Annotated in this window: 15 protein-coding genes and 1 riboswitch; of the genes, 7 read left to right on the plus strand and 8 right to left on the minus strand. The window is 64.4% G+C overall.

What is annotated here, in order from left to right:
• Nucleotide 1 precedes the first annotated feature (1 nt).
• Nucleotides 2–1,204 (minus strand): ATP-binding protein, encoded by a 1,203-nt coding sequence (locus AC5WEY_RS03165; RefSeq protein WP_032378585.1) that lies wholly within the window; start codon nt 1,202–1,204, stop codon nt 2–4.
• A 228-nt stretch (nt 1,205–1,432) separates the two neighbouring features.
• Here AC5WEY_RS03165 and AC5WEY_RS03170 point away from each other — a divergent pair, with 228 nt between their 5' ends.
• Nucleotides 1,433–1,900 (plus strand): alpha-isopropylmalate synthase regulatory domain-containing protein, encoded by a 468-nt coding sequence (locus AC5WEY_RS03170; RefSeq protein ID WP_495644648.1) that lies wholly within the window; start codon nt 1,433–1,435, stop codon nt 1,898–1,900.
• Nucleotides 1,901–2,040: 140 nt separating this feature from the next.
• Here AC5WEY_RS03170 and AC5WEY_RS03175 read toward each other — a convergent pair whose 3' ends face one another.
• Complete coding sequence (locus AC5WEY_RS03175) at nt 2,041–2,556, minus strand: hypothetical protein (protein WP_495644649.1); 516 nt, start codon at nt 2,554–2,556, stop codon at nt 2,041–2,043.
• Nucleotides 2,557–2,670: 114 nt separating this feature from the next.
• Here AC5WEY_RS03175 and AC5WEY_RS03180 point away from each other — a divergent pair, with 114 nt between their 5' ends.
• From AC5WEY_RS03180 to AC5WEY_RS03190, 3 genes are all read left to right on the plus strand, one after another.
• Complete coding sequence (locus AC5WEY_RS03180; protein ID WP_057476913.1) at nt 2,671–3,570, plus strand: metal-dependent hydrolase; 900 nt, start codon at nt 2,671–2,673, stop codon at nt 3,568–3,570.
• 83 nt (nt 3,571–3,653) lie between these two features.
• Nucleotides 3,654–4,673 carry a PDR/VanB family oxidoreductase gene (locus AC5WEY_RS03185; protein ID WP_495645514.1) on the plus strand — a complete coding sequence of 340 codons (1,020 nt, stop codon included), beginning with the start codon at nt 3,654–3,656 and terminating at the stop codon, nt 4,671–4,673.
• Nucleotides 4,674–4,685: 12 nt separating this feature from the next.
• Nucleotides 4,686–5,576 carry an alpha/beta fold hydrolase gene (locus AC5WEY_RS03190; protein ID WP_495644650.1) on the plus strand — a complete coding sequence of 297 codons (891 nt, stop codon included), beginning with the start codon at nt 4,686–4,688 and terminating at the stop codon, nt 5,574–5,576.
• A gap of 12 nt (nt 5,577–5,588) precedes the next feature.
• Here AC5WEY_RS03190 and AC5WEY_RS03195 read toward each other — a convergent pair whose 3' ends face one another.
• From AC5WEY_RS03195 to AC5WEY_RS03215, 5 genes are all read right to left on the minus strand, one after another.
• Complete coding sequence (locus AC5WEY_RS03195; RefSeq protein ID WP_495644651.1) at nt 5,589–6,857, minus strand: LLM class flavin-dependent oxidoreductase; 1,269 nt, start codon at nt 6,855–6,857, stop codon at nt 5,589–5,591.
• Between the two features lies 1 nt (nt 6,858).
• On the minus strand, nt 6,859–7,620 hold the full coding sequence (locus AC5WEY_RS03200; protein WP_495644652.1) for a 3-oxoacyl-ACP reductase: 762 nt from the start codon (nt 7,618–7,620) through the stop codon (nt 6,859–6,861).
• Between the two features lie 47 nt (nt 7,621–7,667).
• A riboswitch (TPP riboswitch) is annotated at nt 7,668–7,760 on the minus strand.
• 149 nt (nt 7,761–7,909) lie between these two features.
• Nucleotides 7,910–9,205: an alpha-amylase family glycosyl hydrolase gene (locus tag AC5WEY_RS03205; protein ID WP_495644653.1), complete on the minus strand. Its 1,296-nt coding sequence runs from the start codon at nt 9,203–9,205 to the stop codon at nt 7,910–7,912.
• A complete protein-coding gene (locus AC5WEY_RS03210) occupies nt 9,205–10,383 on the minus strand; it encodes an alpha-hydroxy-acid oxidizing protein (RefSeq protein WP_495644654.1) in 1,179 nt (392 codons plus the stop codon). The genes AC5WEY_RS03205 and AC5WEY_RS03210 overlap by 1 nt, the downstream gene beginning before the upstream one ends.
• Before the next feature lie 9 nt (nt 10,384–10,392).
• Nucleotides 10,393–11,106, minus strand: coding sequence for a type 1 glutamine amidotransferase (locus AC5WEY_RS03215; protein ID WP_495644655.1), 714 nt, complete (start codon nt 11,104–11,106; stop codon nt 10,393–10,395).
• Nucleotides 11,107–11,154: 48 nt separating this feature from the next.
• Here AC5WEY_RS03215 and AC5WEY_RS03220 point away from each other — a divergent pair, with 48 nt between their 5' ends.
• The 3 genes from AC5WEY_RS03220 (at nt 11,155) to AC5WEY_RS03230 (ending at nt 14,520) form a co-directional block, all read left to right on the plus strand.
• Nucleotides 11,155–13,104 (plus strand): helicase-related protein, encoded by a 1,950-nt coding sequence (locus AC5WEY_RS03220; RefSeq protein WP_495644656.1) that lies wholly within the window; start codon nt 11,155–11,157, stop codon nt 13,102–13,104.
• A 92-nt stretch (nt 13,105–13,196) separates the two neighbouring features.
• Entirely contained in the window at nt 13,197–13,352 is a 156-nt protein-coding gene (locus AC5WEY_RS03225) for a DUF6131 family protein (protein ID WP_094611554.1), read from the plus strand.
• Between the two features lie 421 nt (nt 13,353–13,773).
• On the plus strand, nt 13,774–14,520 hold the full coding sequence (locus AC5WEY_RS03230) for a GTP pyrophosphokinase (RefSeq protein WP_495644657.1): 747 nt from the start codon (nt 13,774–13,776) through the stop codon (nt 14,518–14,520).
• A 69-nt stretch (nt 14,521–14,589) separates the two neighbouring features.
• On the opposite strand, the gene AC5WEY_RS03235 is transcribed toward AC5WEY_RS03230, so the two are convergent.
• Entirely contained in the window at nt 14,590–16,209 is a 1,620-nt protein-coding gene (locus AC5WEY_RS03235; RefSeq protein ID WP_495644658.1) for an MFS transporter, read from the minus strand.
• Nucleotides 16,210–16,269: the final 60 nt, after the last annotated feature.

The following is a 16,269-nucleotide window of genomic DNA, read 5'->3' on the forward strand; positions in this document are numbered from 1 at the left end:
TTCACACTGCGGCGGGCTCGTCGGTCTGCGCGCGCAGGTAACGGCCGAAGTGCGGCACGGTGAATGCGATGGTGCCGCGCTCGGCCGAGTAGATCAGCCCCTTCTTGATCAGGCCGTCACGGGCCGGAGACAGTGACGCGGGCTTGCGCTTCAGTTCGGTCGCCACCGCCGAGGTCGGCACCGATCCGTCGTCCACCGATAGTTCCGCCATCGCACGCATGTATTCGCGCTCGGCGGGTGTCGCGCGTTCGTAGCGGGAACCGAAGAATCCGACGGCCAATTCCTCTTCCGCGGTGGGGGCAGCGACGCGCACATCCTCGACGGTGATCGGGGTGTCGGCCGCAAGATCCCATGTCGCCTTGCCGTAGGCCTGAACGAAATACGGGTAGCCGTCAGCTGCCGCGTACAGCGCGTCGAGGGCATCGGGGGTGAATTCGACGTCTTCCCGATCGGCCGGTGCGATCAGCGCGAGGTCGGCCGCGGCTCGCTCCAGCCGACCGATCCGGTGGTAGCTGAAGAGGCGCTCGGAGTAACTCTTGGATGCCGACAGCACCGCAGGTAGGTGCGGCAACCCGGCCCCGACGATGATCAGCGGCGCGGTGTCCTGACTGAGCTCATGGCAGGCGGCACACAGCGCGGAGATGTCGGCGGGCCCGAGGTCCTGCATCTCGTCGATGAAGATGGCGATGCCCACGCCCACGTCGCCGGCCAGCGCGGAGGCGTCGAGCAGCAGTTCCACGAGGTCGATCTCGATGTCGCCGGAGTCGGCGCGGCCCGTCTTCGCCGGAACGTCGATGCCCGGTTGCCATCGCTCGCGCATCCCCTTGTCGGCCGTGGAGCGCAGGGCGAAGGCCTTGAGTACTCCGAGGAACTCGTCGACGCGTTCGGGATCGCGATGCGAGGCGGCGATGCCGCGGACCGCCATGTGCAGGGCAGAGGACAGCGGTCGACGCAATTCCTGGTCGGGTCTGGCCTCGATCTTCCCGGTTCCCCATCCGCGCGCGATGGCTGCGGAACGGAGCTGATTGAGGAGCACCGTCTTCCCGACGCCCCGCAGCCCGGTGAGCACGACACTGCGTTCCGGTCGGCCGCGAGTGATGCGTTCGAGCACGACGTCGAAGGCGTCGAGCTGCTTCTTTCGGCCTGCGAGCTCGGGTGGGCGCTGGCCGGCGCCGGGAGCGTAGGGGTTACGCACGGGGTCCATGGGGCCAAAGTTACAACGAATCGTGCAATATATGCGGACATCTAGCTCGTGTCCTAGAGATCAGTATTCGTTCGATACTTGCGACACCGCAAAGGTCGGGGCTACTGTCGGCGTTGTGAAGCGCATTCTCGTAGTACGCCGCCGTAGCGGGGTCTGATTCGGACCGACCCCTCGCTGCGGGTCGTCGTGCTCTCTCGGTCCTCCCTTCACATTCGGAAGACCATTCCCATGAATGCACTTGCTTCTTCTCTCGCCACCGATCCCTTCTTCGACCGATTCGATTGCCCGCTGCCGCGCACCATGTGCGACGAGATCACCTGGCAACACATGTCGTGGGCGACCTTCATCGAACGCTTCTCACCCACCACCGGACCGCTCCGCCTGGGGTCGTGGACTGCCGGTAGGGCACCTGGTGGGCGAACCGATTTCGATGCGACCTTCGGCATCGGCGACACCATCATTACCTGTGCCGCAACGACCTACGGTCCGATCGAGGCGCTGACGTCGATGTTGCACGATGCTGGATTCCGCGTCGAGATTCTCTCGTTTCACCAGCAGATCATCGGCGACGAGACCGCCACCTTCATCCAGGTCGAGCACGACGGTCGCCGCGAATGGTCGATGGGCATGGATGCCGACGCGCACCTGTCGGCCGTGCGGGCCGTCATCGCCGGGGCCAACCTCTTGCATAGGTAGCCCCAACCCAGTGCCGAGTTCGCAGTTGTGTTGGCCAAAATGCCCTCCTCGCCTGCACAAAGGCGATCTCGACACGCGCCTCGCGTCGGTAGCGCTTTCTTCGCCTGTCTAGCACTCGAGCAATACAGTCGAAGATCTCGCTAGGGCATCTCGATTGTCTGAGCGCGGTGAATTTCCGCCAGTGCATGGCGCACGTACGTTTCGGCCTTCCCCTTGCGAACAGCGAGCAGATCCGCCACCACCAACAGCGCGTGCGCAGGCCGCGGCCTCGAGCGCGACGGTTCGTCGACATCGGTGACACCCAACGCTCCGGTGAGCACCTCGACGAACCCGGCGATGTCCAGGTTCGGCAACCATCCCGCGCCCTTGACTGTTCGAGCAAGTACTTCTTGGACGTTCTCGCCGGTCAAACCGTCGCTATATACCTCTTCGAGCAAACTCCGTACCATTTCTGCATGCACGCGCCCGGCCCTGGCCGGGTCCGAGCGGTCCAGCATGTCGACGGCGTCTTCGAATGCCACCGGATCTTTCGTCGCAACCGCGGCGAGGGCCTCGACGGTGGCGTCGGCGATTTTTCGCACGTCGGCGGGCCATTCGGTGGGCCAGACAATGGGGACGCTGTTCGGGGGAACAGCCGCTGGGGAGGGGTCGGTCATCACAGGAGTCTCTCACTCGGTACAGACATGGTTCCTTTTACCTGTAACCGGTGTTTATACTAAGTCTCGCACTGTGGCATCGGCCACATCGCGGACGTGGAGGAGGTCGGCTCGATGAACAAGCGCACTGCCGTCGCATCGGATCCGGGCGAAGTGATGCTTCAGGCCAGGAACGTCAAGTTCGACTGGAGCGATCTGCCGATGCACTGGGTGCCGGGCGATCCGTACACCACACACGTTCTCAACGTGCTGCACCTGATACTTCCCGCCGGTGAGCACTGGTTCGTCGATACGTTCAAAGAAGCTCTGCCCTACATCGACGACGAGAAGCTGCGCGACGACGTCATCGGCTTCATCGGCCAGGAAGCCGTCCACGCCGAGGCCCACACCGGCGTCCTCGTACATCTCGAGGCCAACGGACTCGACCCCAAGCCGTTCACCGACCAGATGGACTGGACCTTCGGCAAGGTGCTCGGAGCCGACTCGGTCACCAGCCTGCGCTCCAAGAACAACCTCGTCGAGCGACTGGCTCTGATCGCCGCCATCGAACACGTCACGGCATTCCTCGGCGACTGGGTGCTCAACGCCGACGGCCTCGACCGCGCGGGCATCCACCCCACGATGCTCGACCTGCTGCGCTGGCACGGTGCCGAAGAGGTGGAGCATCGCTCGGTCGCGTACGACACCCTTCGCTACTTCGACAAGCGCGAGGTACGTCGCCTGCGCACATTCGTCGTGGTCGTGCCGTTGATGGCGTACATCTGGCAGCGCGGGATCATCTTCTTGATGAAGAACGACCCCGAGTTGCAGAGCGCCCCGAAGTCCGTACGGAAGCCGCGCTCCGCACTGTGGAGAAAGTCGGTCAAACGCGGCACCCTGCCCGCGCTGACGCACGTCGGCCGCAGCATGTCGCGCTACCTCAAGAAGTCGTACCACCCGAGCCAGGAAGGCTCCACGGCTCAGGCCGTGCGCTACCTGGCATCCTCCCCGGCCGCACAGGCTGCCGCGCGGTGAAACTCTCGACGCGCCGCGTTCCGCGGTTGCTACCCAACGATCCGCCGCCGGATCTGCGCGGACGGTCCCGACCCGATCGCTCGATGCAGATGCTCGGTACATTCCTCAACGGCTACATGCATGCGACGGCGGGCAAGGAGTACGACGACGCAGTAGCCGGCCACAATCCTGATTCCGCGCTGCGGCTGGTGGTCGTGGACCGCGAGATAGTCGCCGAGGACAACGATGTCGCTGCCTTGACCCTCGCGTCGCCGACGGGGGAGCAATTGCCGGCCTGGCATCCTGGCTGCCACCTCGATCTGCACCTGCCGTCGGGTCGCCGTCGGCAGTACTCGCTGTGCGGTGATCCGTCCGATCGCAGTTGCTACCGCATCGCAGTGCGCCGAATTCCCACCGGCGCAGGTGGTTCCATCGAGATGCATGCACTCGAGCCCGGCACCGAGGTCATCGTTCGCGGTCCCCGCAACGGCTTCCCCTTCGTCGCCGAGGGCAGTGCCCTGTTCATCGCGGGCGGCATCGGTATCACCCCGATCATCGCGATGGTCCGCGCGGCACGGATTCTCGGGATGGACTGGCAGTTCGTCTACTGCGGTCGCTCCCGCGACACGATGCCCTTTCTCGAGGAGATCGAAAGCTGGGAGTCGGACCGCGTGTTCATCCGGACCGATGACGTGCACGGCTACCCCGGTGAGGGCGAGCTGCTCGAGCGTGCCCCGGCCGGCGGTGCCGTCTATTGTTGCGGACCTACCCCCATGCTCGACGCCGTCCGCCGCGACTTCCGTGAGTGCCCCTCCACGGCACTGCATTTCGAGCGCTTCGGCCCGCCACCGATTCTCGACGGCCAACCGTTCCAGGTGCAGTTGATCAGCAGCGGAGCTGTGCTCGAGGTGGCCGCCGACGCTTCCGTATTGACCGCAGTCAAGGAACAGAAGCCCAATATCGCGTACTCGTGCCAGCAGGGCTTCTGCGGTACCTGCAAGGTCCGGGTGCTTTCCGGCGAGCCCGAACACCTGGAGTCGCGATTGACCCCGGAGGAGCAACGCGATCACATGCTCATCTGCGTGTCACGTGCCCGAAGCGCGCGCCTCGTACTCGATCTATAGAACGGAACACTGTTGAACAGCAACGCAGTTCGTACGACAGTCGTCAACGAGGGACTTCGGTTGGCGGTGTTCGAGAGCGGCAATCCCGACGGCGATCCCATCGTCCTCGTACACGGCTGGCCGGATACTCACGAACTGTGGAGCCACATCGTGCCCCAGCTCGAGGATCGCTTCCGGGTGATCAGCTACGACTCGCGCGGAGCAGGCGAGAGCACAGTGCCCACCGAGCAGTCGGCCTACAAGTTGGCGCGCCTGGCGTCGGACTTCTACGCCGTGGCAGATGCGGTCAGCCCCGATGCCCCGGTGCACGTGCTCGCACACGACTGGGGTGCCGTCGAGGTATGGGAGGCCGCGGCCCAACCGCAGGCGAGGGATCGAATCCGTTCCTACACTTCCGTTTCGGGACCCAACCTCGACCATCTCGGAAAGTGGTCGCAGTCGCGATTGCGCAAACCCACTCTCACCGGCATCAAACAGGTGCTCGCCCAGGTACGCGCGTCCTGGTACACCGCAACCTTCCATGTCCCGATCCTTGCCAACCTGCGAATCAAACGGCAGTTCGCCAAGGGCTGGCCGGCATTCCTCGAGGAGTTCTCGGGAGTCGACCCGGCGCTCGTCACGCAGAACCCCACCCTGTGGTCGGATGCCACCAACGGAACCAAGCTGTACCGCGCCAACATCATTCCGCTGCTGACCAATCCGCGAGATCGATACATCGACATTCCCGTTCAGCTCATCGTCAACACCCAGGACGTCGCAGTGCGTCCGTACCACTACGACGACACCGGCAAATGGGTGAAGAACCTCACCCGCAACGATATTCCGGCGGGGCATTGGTCGCCGATCTCGCACGCCGACGACATTGCACGATTGACGCGAGAGTTCATCGACACGTTGGATTGAACCCGTACCGGGTCATCCGGACAGATGGCCTCGCAGCGTCGACGACGTGTATTCGGCCCGGAACAGGCCACGCTGCTGCAGAATCGGGACCACGTGCTCGACGAAGTCGGCCAATGAATCCGGGTAGCGCGGGCACATCAGGTTGAATCCGTCGGCACCGCGACCGATCCACGATTCCATCTCGTCGGCGATGGACTCCGGCGTGCCGATCATCGTGGCGTGCCCGCCGCCGGCAGCCAGCGTGCCGAGCAACTCACGCACGGTGGGAGCGTCCTTCTCGACGATGCGCAGAATCGTCTCGTAGCGGCCCTGCGGTCCGGCGAACTCTGCCGCCGGCGGGAGCGGCGGCACCGGCTCATCCAGTTCCCAAGCAACACAATCCTGCCCGGTGAACGTCGCCAGCATCGCCAGTGACTGCTCGGTAGGTAGTAGCTGATCCAGCTCGGCCTTCTTGCGTCGGGCCTCGTCCGTCGTCGATCCGATGTACGTCACCAAACCAGGCATGATGCCCACTGCCGCACTGTCGCGGCCCGCGTGGGTGATGCGCGACTTCACGTTCTCGTAATAGCTCTGCGCTGCAACGAGATCGTAGGCAACGGCATAGATCGCCTCGGCGTACTTCGCAGCGAGATCACGACCCGGCCCCGACGCCCCCGCTTGGAACAGCACCGGCCTGCCCTGCGGCGACCGCGGCACCGTCAACGGGCCGTCGACCCGAAAATGTTTGCCGTCGTGATCGATGGCATGCACCTTGGCCGGGTCGGCGTACGCTCCGGCGCGATCGAGTGTCAACGCATCGGCGTCCCACGAATCCCACAGCGCCAGTGCCGTATCGACGAACTCCTCGGCGCGGGCATATCGCTCCTCACGAGCCGGGATGGCGTCCATCCCGTGATTGCGCGCCTCGGCGTCGAACATGGAGGTGACGACGTTCCAGCCCGCCCGGCCGCCGCTGATGTGATCGAGCGACGCCAGCATGCGCGCGGCGTGGAACGGTGTGTAGAACGTCGACGACACCGTGGTGACGAGCCCGATATGGGTGGTCGCTCGGGCCATGGCCGACAGCGCGGTGATCGGCTCGAGAAACCAGGTTCCGGCTCCCGCCGGGTCCCGAACCGAATGTCCGTCGGCGAAGAACACCGCGTCGAATTTTCCCCGCTCGGCGAGTTGCGCGAGTTCCTCGTAAAACGCGATGTCGCCGAGATCTTCGACACGAGAATCGGGGTGCCGCCACGCGGCGCTGTGGTGCCCGCAGCCGTACAGAAATGCGTTGAGGTGCATCTCAGTTCTTCACCAGGCCGCCGTCGACCACCAGATTTTGACCGGTCACCGACCGCGCCCAGGGCGAGGCGAAGAACAGCAGGGCGTCGGCGAATTCCTCGGGGGTGGTGACGCGTTGCAGCGGGGTCGAGGCCGCGATGAAATCGAACACCTCGGCCGGGGTGGCGGCACTGGCGTCGGTGGTCCGCAGTAGGCCGCCCGAGACCATGTTGACGGTGATGTTGTCTGCGCCCAGGTCCGCCGACAGCGTTCGGGTCAGCGAGAGCAGAGCCGCCTTGGACGCGGTGTAGTCGTGGTACGGCACCACCGGATTCTGGAATAAGTTGGTGCCCACGTTGATGATTCGACCGAATCCAGCCTCGCGCATCCCCGGCAGTGCGGCCTGGGTGGTGAGCAGCGCGGCACGGACACTGCCGCGCAGCTGAGCGTCGAAGCGGTCCCAGGTGATGGTGTCGGCCTTGGGCCGCGCATCTCCGTCGAAGGAGAAGTCGGCCAGTGCGTTGTTGACAACAGTGGTGATCGGGGTGCCGAAATGCGCACGGGCCGAGTCGAACACCGTGGTCACCGCGCTCTCGTCGGTCACGTCGCCCTGGACAGCGAATGCACGGTCGCCGAGCTTGTCCGCCAGCGCTTCGGCGGCTTCTTTGCTGTTGCGGTAGTCGATCACCACACGTGCACCCTGACCGGCGAACGCCCCGGCAATCGCTGCTCCGAGTCCGCGCCCACCCCCGGTGACCAACACTGTCTGCTCGTTGATTTTCATGCGCCTCGCCTCTCGTCGGAGGTCGGGACCGTCGCGAGGGACAGGAAATACCGAAACGTCGACATTCCCTTCGCTGGTCCTAACCAGATCAGGTTCGACGGGTGTGATCTCAGCCCTGTCGGGCACCCCGTGTCGCGTTCGACTGTACCCACCGGCCCCGGCAGCTCGCTGCATTGTGGCCGATAGGGATCTCTAGGTCGTGCGCTAGATACCCGAATATATCGATCACAAGTCACGGTGCCGCCATGGCCGATCGCGTCCACCGGCACGCCGAGGCGGCCACGGGCCGTCAGACGATGACGGCCCAGCCGTGGGGCGGAACGCTCACCCGTCCGTCGTTCAGGTTCGCCTCACCGGCCAATACTTCACTGCCCTGAGCCGGGTAATCGATGGCATCGTCACCGAGGTTGAGCGCCACAGTCATCGAATGCTCGTCCGCGTACACGCGGTAGAGCAGTGCGGTGTTGGTGAGCTCGAGCGTCTCGGTGCGCGCAGAGTACAACCACGGATTGCGACGCCGTACTGCGATCAGCTCCTGATGCACGCGATAGACCGGCCAACCGTACGGAGCCAGATCCTCGGACGTCTCCGGGTATTCGGGACGCACCTCGTCGTCACCGCCGACGCGATCCTCCTTGATGCCGCGGAAGGCCTGCTCGTCGCCGTAGTAGATCATCGGCATCCCGCCCACCGTGAACAGAACCACCAATGCGTGCAGCAGATGTCGCTCGTCCTCGATGACGCTGGCGATGCGATTGACGTCATGATTTCCGACGAAGGTGGCGGGTACGAAGGCATCGAGCCAGCCGTTGTGGCGCTCCAGCGCATGGGAGAGCTCGAAGAAGTTCTTCTCGCTCAGACCGCTCCAGATCGCCTTCCACAGTTCGTACTGGGTGACCGAGTCCAGTGTGGACGCCGAGACGATCCGGTCGTAGTCACCGTGGATGACTTCGCCGAGAAAGTATGCGTCCAAATGCTTCTCACGGACCTTCGGCAGCACCGCGGCCCAAAAGCGTGGCGGTACCGCGTAGGCTGCGTCGAGTCGCCAGGCGTCGACGCCGCGGTCCAGCCAATGCGAGAGCACGTCCACGACGTACTGCTGCACGTGCGGGCTCTCGTGGTTGAGCGCCACCAGTTCGTCGTGGCCCTCGAAGTTGCGATGCGTCGGCTCGTCGCCGGACCAATCGATGTGGAACCACCCGGCAGCCTCGGAGTCAGGGCCCTCGGCCAGGGCCTCACGGAACTTCGGGAAGCTCTGTGCCACATGGTTGAAGACGCCGTCGAACATGACCTTCAGGCCGCGAGAGTGTGCGGCCGCGATCAAGGAGTCGATGTCCTCGTCGGTGCCGAGCCTGCCGTCGACATGGTAGTAGTCGACAGTGTCGTAGCCGTGCTTCTCGGACTCGAAGATCGGCCCGAGGGCGATACCCGACGCGCCGAGTTCGAGGGCGTAGTCGAGCCACTTCTCGATTCTGTTCAGCCGGTGCAGGTCCGACTGGGATTCACCGTCCCAGCCGTGTACCGGAGCGCCGGTGAAGCCGAGTGGGTACAGGTGCCACCAGATGGCGTGCTTCGTCCACTCCATCAGGACGCCTCGATCGAGTAGCGGCCCAATTCGGCGGCACCGGTGTGCCCCGACAAACTCGTCACCAGATCGAATTCCGCGAGTAGGCAACGTAATACGTGTGCCACACCCTCCTGCCCGCCAAGCGCGAGGCCGTACAGGAACGGCCGGCCGAGCAACACCGCATCGGCACCGAGCGCCAGCGCCTTGGCCATGTCGGCACCGGTGCGCACACCGGAGTCGAACAGAATCGTCAGATCGTCTCCGACCGCATCGACGATGGACGGCAGCGCGTCGAGAGATGGCTTGGCCCCGTCGATCTGACGTCCACCGTGGTTGGAGACGACGATGCCGTCGACTCCGTGAGCGACGGCCTCTCGCGCATCGCCGACGGTGCAGATGCCTTTGAGCACGATCGGGCCGTCCCAGTGCTCCCGCAGGAACGCCAGGTTCTTCCACGACAGCCCCGGGTTGGGGAACATCTGCGCCCAATGCATAGCGGCCGCAACGGGATTCTCCTCGACCGGCTGCGCGAGTCCGGCCTGGAACGCCGGATCGCTCAGATAGTTCTCGATACCGAGGTTGGCCAGGAACGGAAGGTACCCGCGATCGAGATCGGCGGGCCGCCAGCCCAGCAACGTGGTGTCGAGAGTCAGCACCAACGTGGTGAAACCGGTGTCCTTTGCGCGTTGCAGAAAGCTCAGCAGCACCGATTCGTCGGTCGGCCAGTACAACTGAAACCAGCGCGGAGCATCTCCGCCTGCCTCGGCGATCTGCTCGAACGAATGCGAGGCCTGCGTCGAATGAATGTACGGCACACCGAGTTCCGCAGCCGCGCGAACGGTCGCGAGCTCCCCGTCGGGATGGGCGAGAGTCTGGATGCCGACGGGCGCGATCAGCAGGGGAGCCGGCATCTCGGTACCCAGCACGGTGCAGGCGTGATCACGAGCCGCCGAGCTGCGCAGCATTCGCGGCGTGATGGCCCACTTGTCGAACGCCGCCCGGTTCGCCCGCGCCGTCGATCCGCTGCCCGCGCTGGCAACGATGTAACCCAAGGCCTCCGGCGAGAGCTTCTCGGCGGCCTGATCCTCGAGCCTCGCCAGATTGGTCGTGATCGGCGGCGTCTGCTGGGCGAACATCCCGGCGGCGTAGATGCCGAGTTGGTGATCACTGAAGTTGCTGGGCCTGGCCTCGGTCATCGTTCGACCCTACCGGGGCACCGCCGAGGATCGGGCGAGAAAGGCGTCCAGCAGGGCCGAGCACCGCGCCCGAGCTGCGAGTTCCGCGTCGGCGATATCCCTCCTGATCTCGTCCACGTCCACCCCGTGTTCGACGCCATCGCGGTCCCACGCAGCCGCCCATGCGTCGTAAGTATCGAGGTCGATCTCGGGATGGAATTGCAACCCGAGGTGCGGGCCACAGACGAATGCCTGTTGCGCGGCCGCGTTGCGGGCGATGACCGTGGCCTGCGGGGGAGCAGTGAACGTGTCGCCGTGGAATTCCATCCACGGGCCCTCGGCGATGAGCTCGGGATCGGAGGTGTCCACCTCGACGAATCCGTACTCGGGGTGTTCGGACTTGCGGACGGTGCCGCCGAGTACCCGCGCAAGCAGCTGCCCGCCGAAGCACACACCCAGAATCGGGACCTGCGCATCGATCGCGTCCTGCACGTAGGCAATCTCCGGAGCGAGCCACGTCAGCGTGTCGTCGTAGGCAGCATCGGGCGAGCCCATGACCACCAGCACCTGCGCGTCGGACAGCGTCGGCGGAGCGACATCGGGGCTGTGGTCGAAGGAGTGCACGTCCAACTGGAAACCCCTGGTGCGCAATTCGGCATCGAGAGTGCCGATGTCGCGTCGCGCAAGGATTGGATCCTGATCGTGGACGAGAACGACGGCGCGCGGGTGGTTCGGGTATGTCACAGGGCTCCTTTACGGTGTTCGTGCACACCGTACGACAGACTGGATCCGATGCCACCTCGTAGACGCACAGCCCGATCCACCACTGCCCGCACCGTCAAGGCCGGGCAGAGCAGTGCTGCGCGAAAGTTCGCAGCCACGAAGAACGGTGAGCCTGCAACGACGAAGGCTGCCCCGAAGAAGAACGCACCACGCAAGCGGGCAGCGCCGCGCAAGACCTCGCCACGGAAGGCTGCCGCACCGGACCTCCGGGTTCCCGATCCCGGCGAGCGTGTCTGGGTACTGGACGTGCCGTTCGAGGATCGATCGGCGGCGGGCGCGGCCGGGGCGCGCTGGTATCCCGGTCCTCGGGTGTTCGCGTACTACGGCGTCGAGTTGCCCGAGTATCTGCAGCCCTACGAGTCGACGCCGTACAGCCTGCAACGGTGGCTCGAGGACGACGCCAACGATGTCTGGCGTGACGAGACGGTTCGGGAGCGGGCGATGCAGCCCAGAGACACTCAACTCGAATCGGTACGACGACACCTCGCTGCGCTCGACGCGGGATTCCCGTACTTCGCGCAGATGGATTCGACGGGCCTGGGCAAGACGCTGGCTGTGTGCGAGGCAGTCCGGCAGATGTCGGCCGCCGAGATCGGGACCGTTCTGGTGGTGGCACCGAAGGGTGCGCTGCCGGGGTGGCGTCGCACCATTGCCGACAGCGAGGCCGACATCGCGCCGTCCGATCGCAAGCGCTGGCTGCTGATCACGTATCAGTCGACGAAGAAGCTGCTGTCTGTTCCTCCCGAGACCGATCTGGGCAAACGCAAACGGACACAGAACAAACGAACCATCTCGCTCGGTGAGCTGCGATTCGATATGGATGTGGTGATTGCCGACGAATCGCACGCACTGATGAACATCGAGTCCCAGCAGTCGCAGATCCTCTGGCGGTATCAGGAGGCGGCCCGCTCGGTGGTGTGGATGTCTGCGACGCCCGGCTATCAGCCGTTGCACTTTGCGTACATGGCTCGCGCAGTCGAGCGCAGCCGCGGGGTCGAGATTCTGGGGGACGACGAATATCTCGGCTACGCGGTGACGATGAAGTGGGCGGAGTTTTTGATCGAGTCCGGGTTCGCCGTCAAGGCAGGCAAGGCGACGACGGGGTTGACCACGTGGCGGTGGGAGCCGGAGGACGCGTCGAAACGGGCCCGCGACATCGCGTCGGTGCACGGTTGGTTGTCGGGAGGTGCCGTGCCGTGGTCGATTTCGAGGCCGTCTCCACCGACCCCGCGGGAACCTCTCGGCCAGGAACTCACCGCCGCGCAGAAGCGGCTGTACAACTCCGCGTGGGTGGACTACCGCAAGGAGGTAGGCCTGCCGAACTGGAAGGCCGTCGGAGGAAGGCGAGTGCTGCAGAAGAACCCCAGTACGCGCGCTGCGACGCTGCGATTTCGCCAGAAGTGCTCGTACCTGCGCATTCCCGCGTCGGCGGACCAGGTGCGGACGTGGGTCAAGGCCGGCAACCAGGTGTTCGTCTCCATGTTCTACCGCGAGTCCGTCTCCGCGCTGGCGCAGACTCTGCGGGACGAGGGACTCGACGTTGCCGTGGTCGACGGCAGTATGAGCAGCCCGGAGCAGGAGGCGTCGATCAGGCGCTTCCAGACTGGCGACGCGTCGGTCATCGTCTCGACCACCACCAGCGCAATCAACCTGCACACCAACGAGTTACTGCTTCCCGAAGGGACAGTGTCCACTCTCGCCCCGCGCGTGACTCTGATTCACGATCCTCGGTGGACACCCATCGACATCAGGCAGATCGAGGGCCGCGCCAACCGCATCGACAAGGACCACAACCACACGACGTCGACCTGCTACTACGGATACGCCGAGGGCACCGTCGAAGAGGAAATGGTGCTCACCGGCATCGAGCGCATCGCGGATCTGGGATCGATCGTCGGGCAAGCGGATCTGATCGACCCGGAGGCATTCCTCGCGGCGAAAGTGGATGCCGAAAAATAGCGACAATTGTGAGCAATCCTCCACGTGCCCGAGTAGGTTCGGTCCCATCGACATTCGTCGGTAGTGGGCTCACAGTGGCACCAGGAGTAGTCATGATCGTTCTCGGAATCATCCTCGCCCTCATCGGCTATTTCGCCGGCATTTCAATTTTGACGACGATCGGGATCATTTTGGTGGTCGTCGGCGCGGTTCTGACGTTGCTCGGTTCGATGGGGCGCGCAGTCGGTGGCCGCAAGACGTGGTTTTAGCCAGGCGTTAGAACATACGTTCGATAGCTGCTAACATGAGCAGGCCCCCGGAGTTGGCGACGCAGCCAGCCGAGCCACTTCGGGCGGTCCATATCGGGCGGTAGATATTCTCGAAGGCGGTTGCGCGCGATGGCATCCGGCGAGCGTGAATCCGACCCGGTTGCCGGCTCGCTCTATCGCGTCGGCGATCGATGGGCCGAACGAGCGCCTACCCACTGCACCAATGGCCATCCGCTCGTCCCCGGCTCGGTGTTGGTGGGTTCACGTGCCTGCTCGTGCGACCGAGGCCATCACCGAACCCATCAATGCGAGAGCTGTGGTCTCGTGCGTTTCACCCCGGAACTCGGTCCGACGTGCAGCGATGCCAGCTTCGATTCCCGCGCCGCGCGGTCACGACCGTCGATCGTGGACAATCGAGAGCATGAGCAACAGTGAAACCGTCGTCGACCTGGTGCGGCTGAGGCACGATTTCACACGCTTCATGATGAGCTACAAGTTCGGGATCGACGAGCTGATCACCAAGATCAACATCCTGAAGCAAGAATTCACCCACATCCACCGCTACAGCCCCATCGAGCATGTCTCGTCGCGGCTCAAGACACCCGAGAGCATCCTCGACAAGGCGCAGCGAAAGAACTGCCCCCTGACGTTCGACGCCATTCGCGCGAATATCTTCGACATCGCCGGTGTACGCATCACCTGCAGCTTCATCTCCGACACGTACCGCATCGCGGACATGCTCAGCAGTCAGAGCGACATTCGGGTCGTCGAGGTCAAGGACTACATCGCGAACCCGAAAGCCAACGGCTACAAGAGTTTGCACCTCATCGTCGAGATCCCGGTCTTCATGTCCGACCGCGTCCAACCGGTACAGGTCGAACTCCAGATCCGCACGATTGCCATGGACTTCTGGGCGAGCCTCGAGCACAAGATCTTCTACAAGTATCGCGGGCAGATACCGCCCAACCTGTTGGCGGAACTGACCGAGGCCGCCGAAACGGCCAACACACTCGACGAGAAGATGGAGAGTCTGCACGACGAGGTCGAGGAATTGAACGGAGATTCCGACAACTCCATCACCCTCGGTGCGATGCCCCCGATGGCTCTGCCTCCGGAATTGCTGCACATGCTGCTCACCGCGCAGGCCGACGCGATCGATCCGGACTGAAAACACACTTTCGAATAACGAAAACCCCGCTGCTCGACGGGTGAGCAGCGGGGTTGTGTCCTACCGGCGTTATCCGATGTGAACCGGGGTGTCGCCGACGGGCAGGTCGTCCTTCTTCGCGCGGACCAGCAGCAGCACGACCGGGCTGACCAGCGCGACGAGAATTGCCGCGGTGCCGAACGCCCAGGCGTAGCCGGAGACCTCGGCCGAGAACGCGTGGTCGATGGTCGCGAGTACGAAGTTGCGGATCGGCTCCGGCAGCGCGGCGAGCATCTCGTCGCTGGGCACTTCCTGGCCGGCGAGAGCTTCCGCGGGAACTCCGGCGGGCGGAGTGGGCGCGGGATTCTCGGCCAGGTACGAGGTCTTCGACGAGGTGTAGACGGTGGTGAACACCGCGGCACCGAGTGCGCCGCCCACCTGCAGGGTGGCGTTGATCAGTGCCGATGCGGCACCCGCGTCGTGGTCCGGAACGCCGATGAGCGCGACGTTCTGCATCGGGACCATCAGCAGGCCGAGACCGAGGCCGAGCAGCACGACTCCCGGCAGCACGTGCGTGAAGTACGAGGTGTCGACGCCGATCTGAGTCAGCAGGAGCAGGCCGATCGCAGAGACGATCGGGCCGACGGCCATCAGCGGCTTGGGTCCGATCTTCGGCACGAGTGCAGACGCGAGCGCAGCCGTGATCAGGATTCCGCCGGTCATCGGCAGCGACGCGACGCCGGCGATCACCGGGCTCATCTCGAGCACGATCTGGAAGTAGAACGTGAGGTACAACGTGCCACCGAGTAGGGCAGCACCGATGACGGCCGAGCCGATGTAGGCGGCTCCGCGGTCGCGGTCGAGCAGCACGCTCAACGGCAGCAACGGGTTGTCGGACTTGGATTCGACCAAGACGAATGCCGCCAGCAGGGCCAGGCCGAGCGCGATGAACGAGATGGTGGGTACCGTCGCCCAGCCGTCCTCGGCTTCGGTGAAGCCGTAGACCAGCGAGGCCAGACCGAGAGCGACGAGGATTGCGCCGGGCAGGTCGTAGCGGGTGTCTCCGTGTGCCTTGCTCTCCTTCACCAGCGGGACCGCTGCGGCGATGGCGATCACTGCGACAGGGATGTTGACCAGCAGGCACCAGCGCCAGTTCGCGTACTCGGTGAGCACGCCACCGAGAAGCAGGCCGACGGCTGCGCCGCCACCGGCGATTGCGCCGAACACACCGAACGCTTTGGCGCGCTCCTTGGTGTCGGTGAAGGTGACCGTCAGGATGGCCAGTGCTGCCGGGGCGAGCAGCGCAGCGAACACACCCTGGCCGGCGCGCGCGATGAACAACTGCCAGCCTTCTTGGGCGAGCCCGCCGATAGCGGAGGCGACGGCGAAGCCGGCCATGCCCACGATGAACGAACGCTTGCGTCCCCAGTAGTCGGCAATACGACCACCGAGCAATAGCAGGGCACCGAATGCCAGCGCGTAGGCCGTGATGACCCAGGTCCGACTGGTGTCGCTGATGCCCAGGTCCAGCTGCGCCTGCGGCAACGCGATGTTGACGATGGTGCCGTCCAGCACGATGGTGAGCTGCGTGATGGCGACGATGCACAGCACCAGCCATCGGCGCTCGTAGTTCGGATTCAGATCCGGCGCTTCGCGCTCGGAGTGCTGCGACATGTTTCTACCCCACTCGTACTCGTTGATTCTGGGCACGAAAAATGTCCCGAGCAGAAAGGTAGGCCACTCGGCGCCGAGTGTCAAACGAACTAGTTG

It is taken from the genome of Rhodococcoides sp. S146-33, from assembly GCF_059489205.1.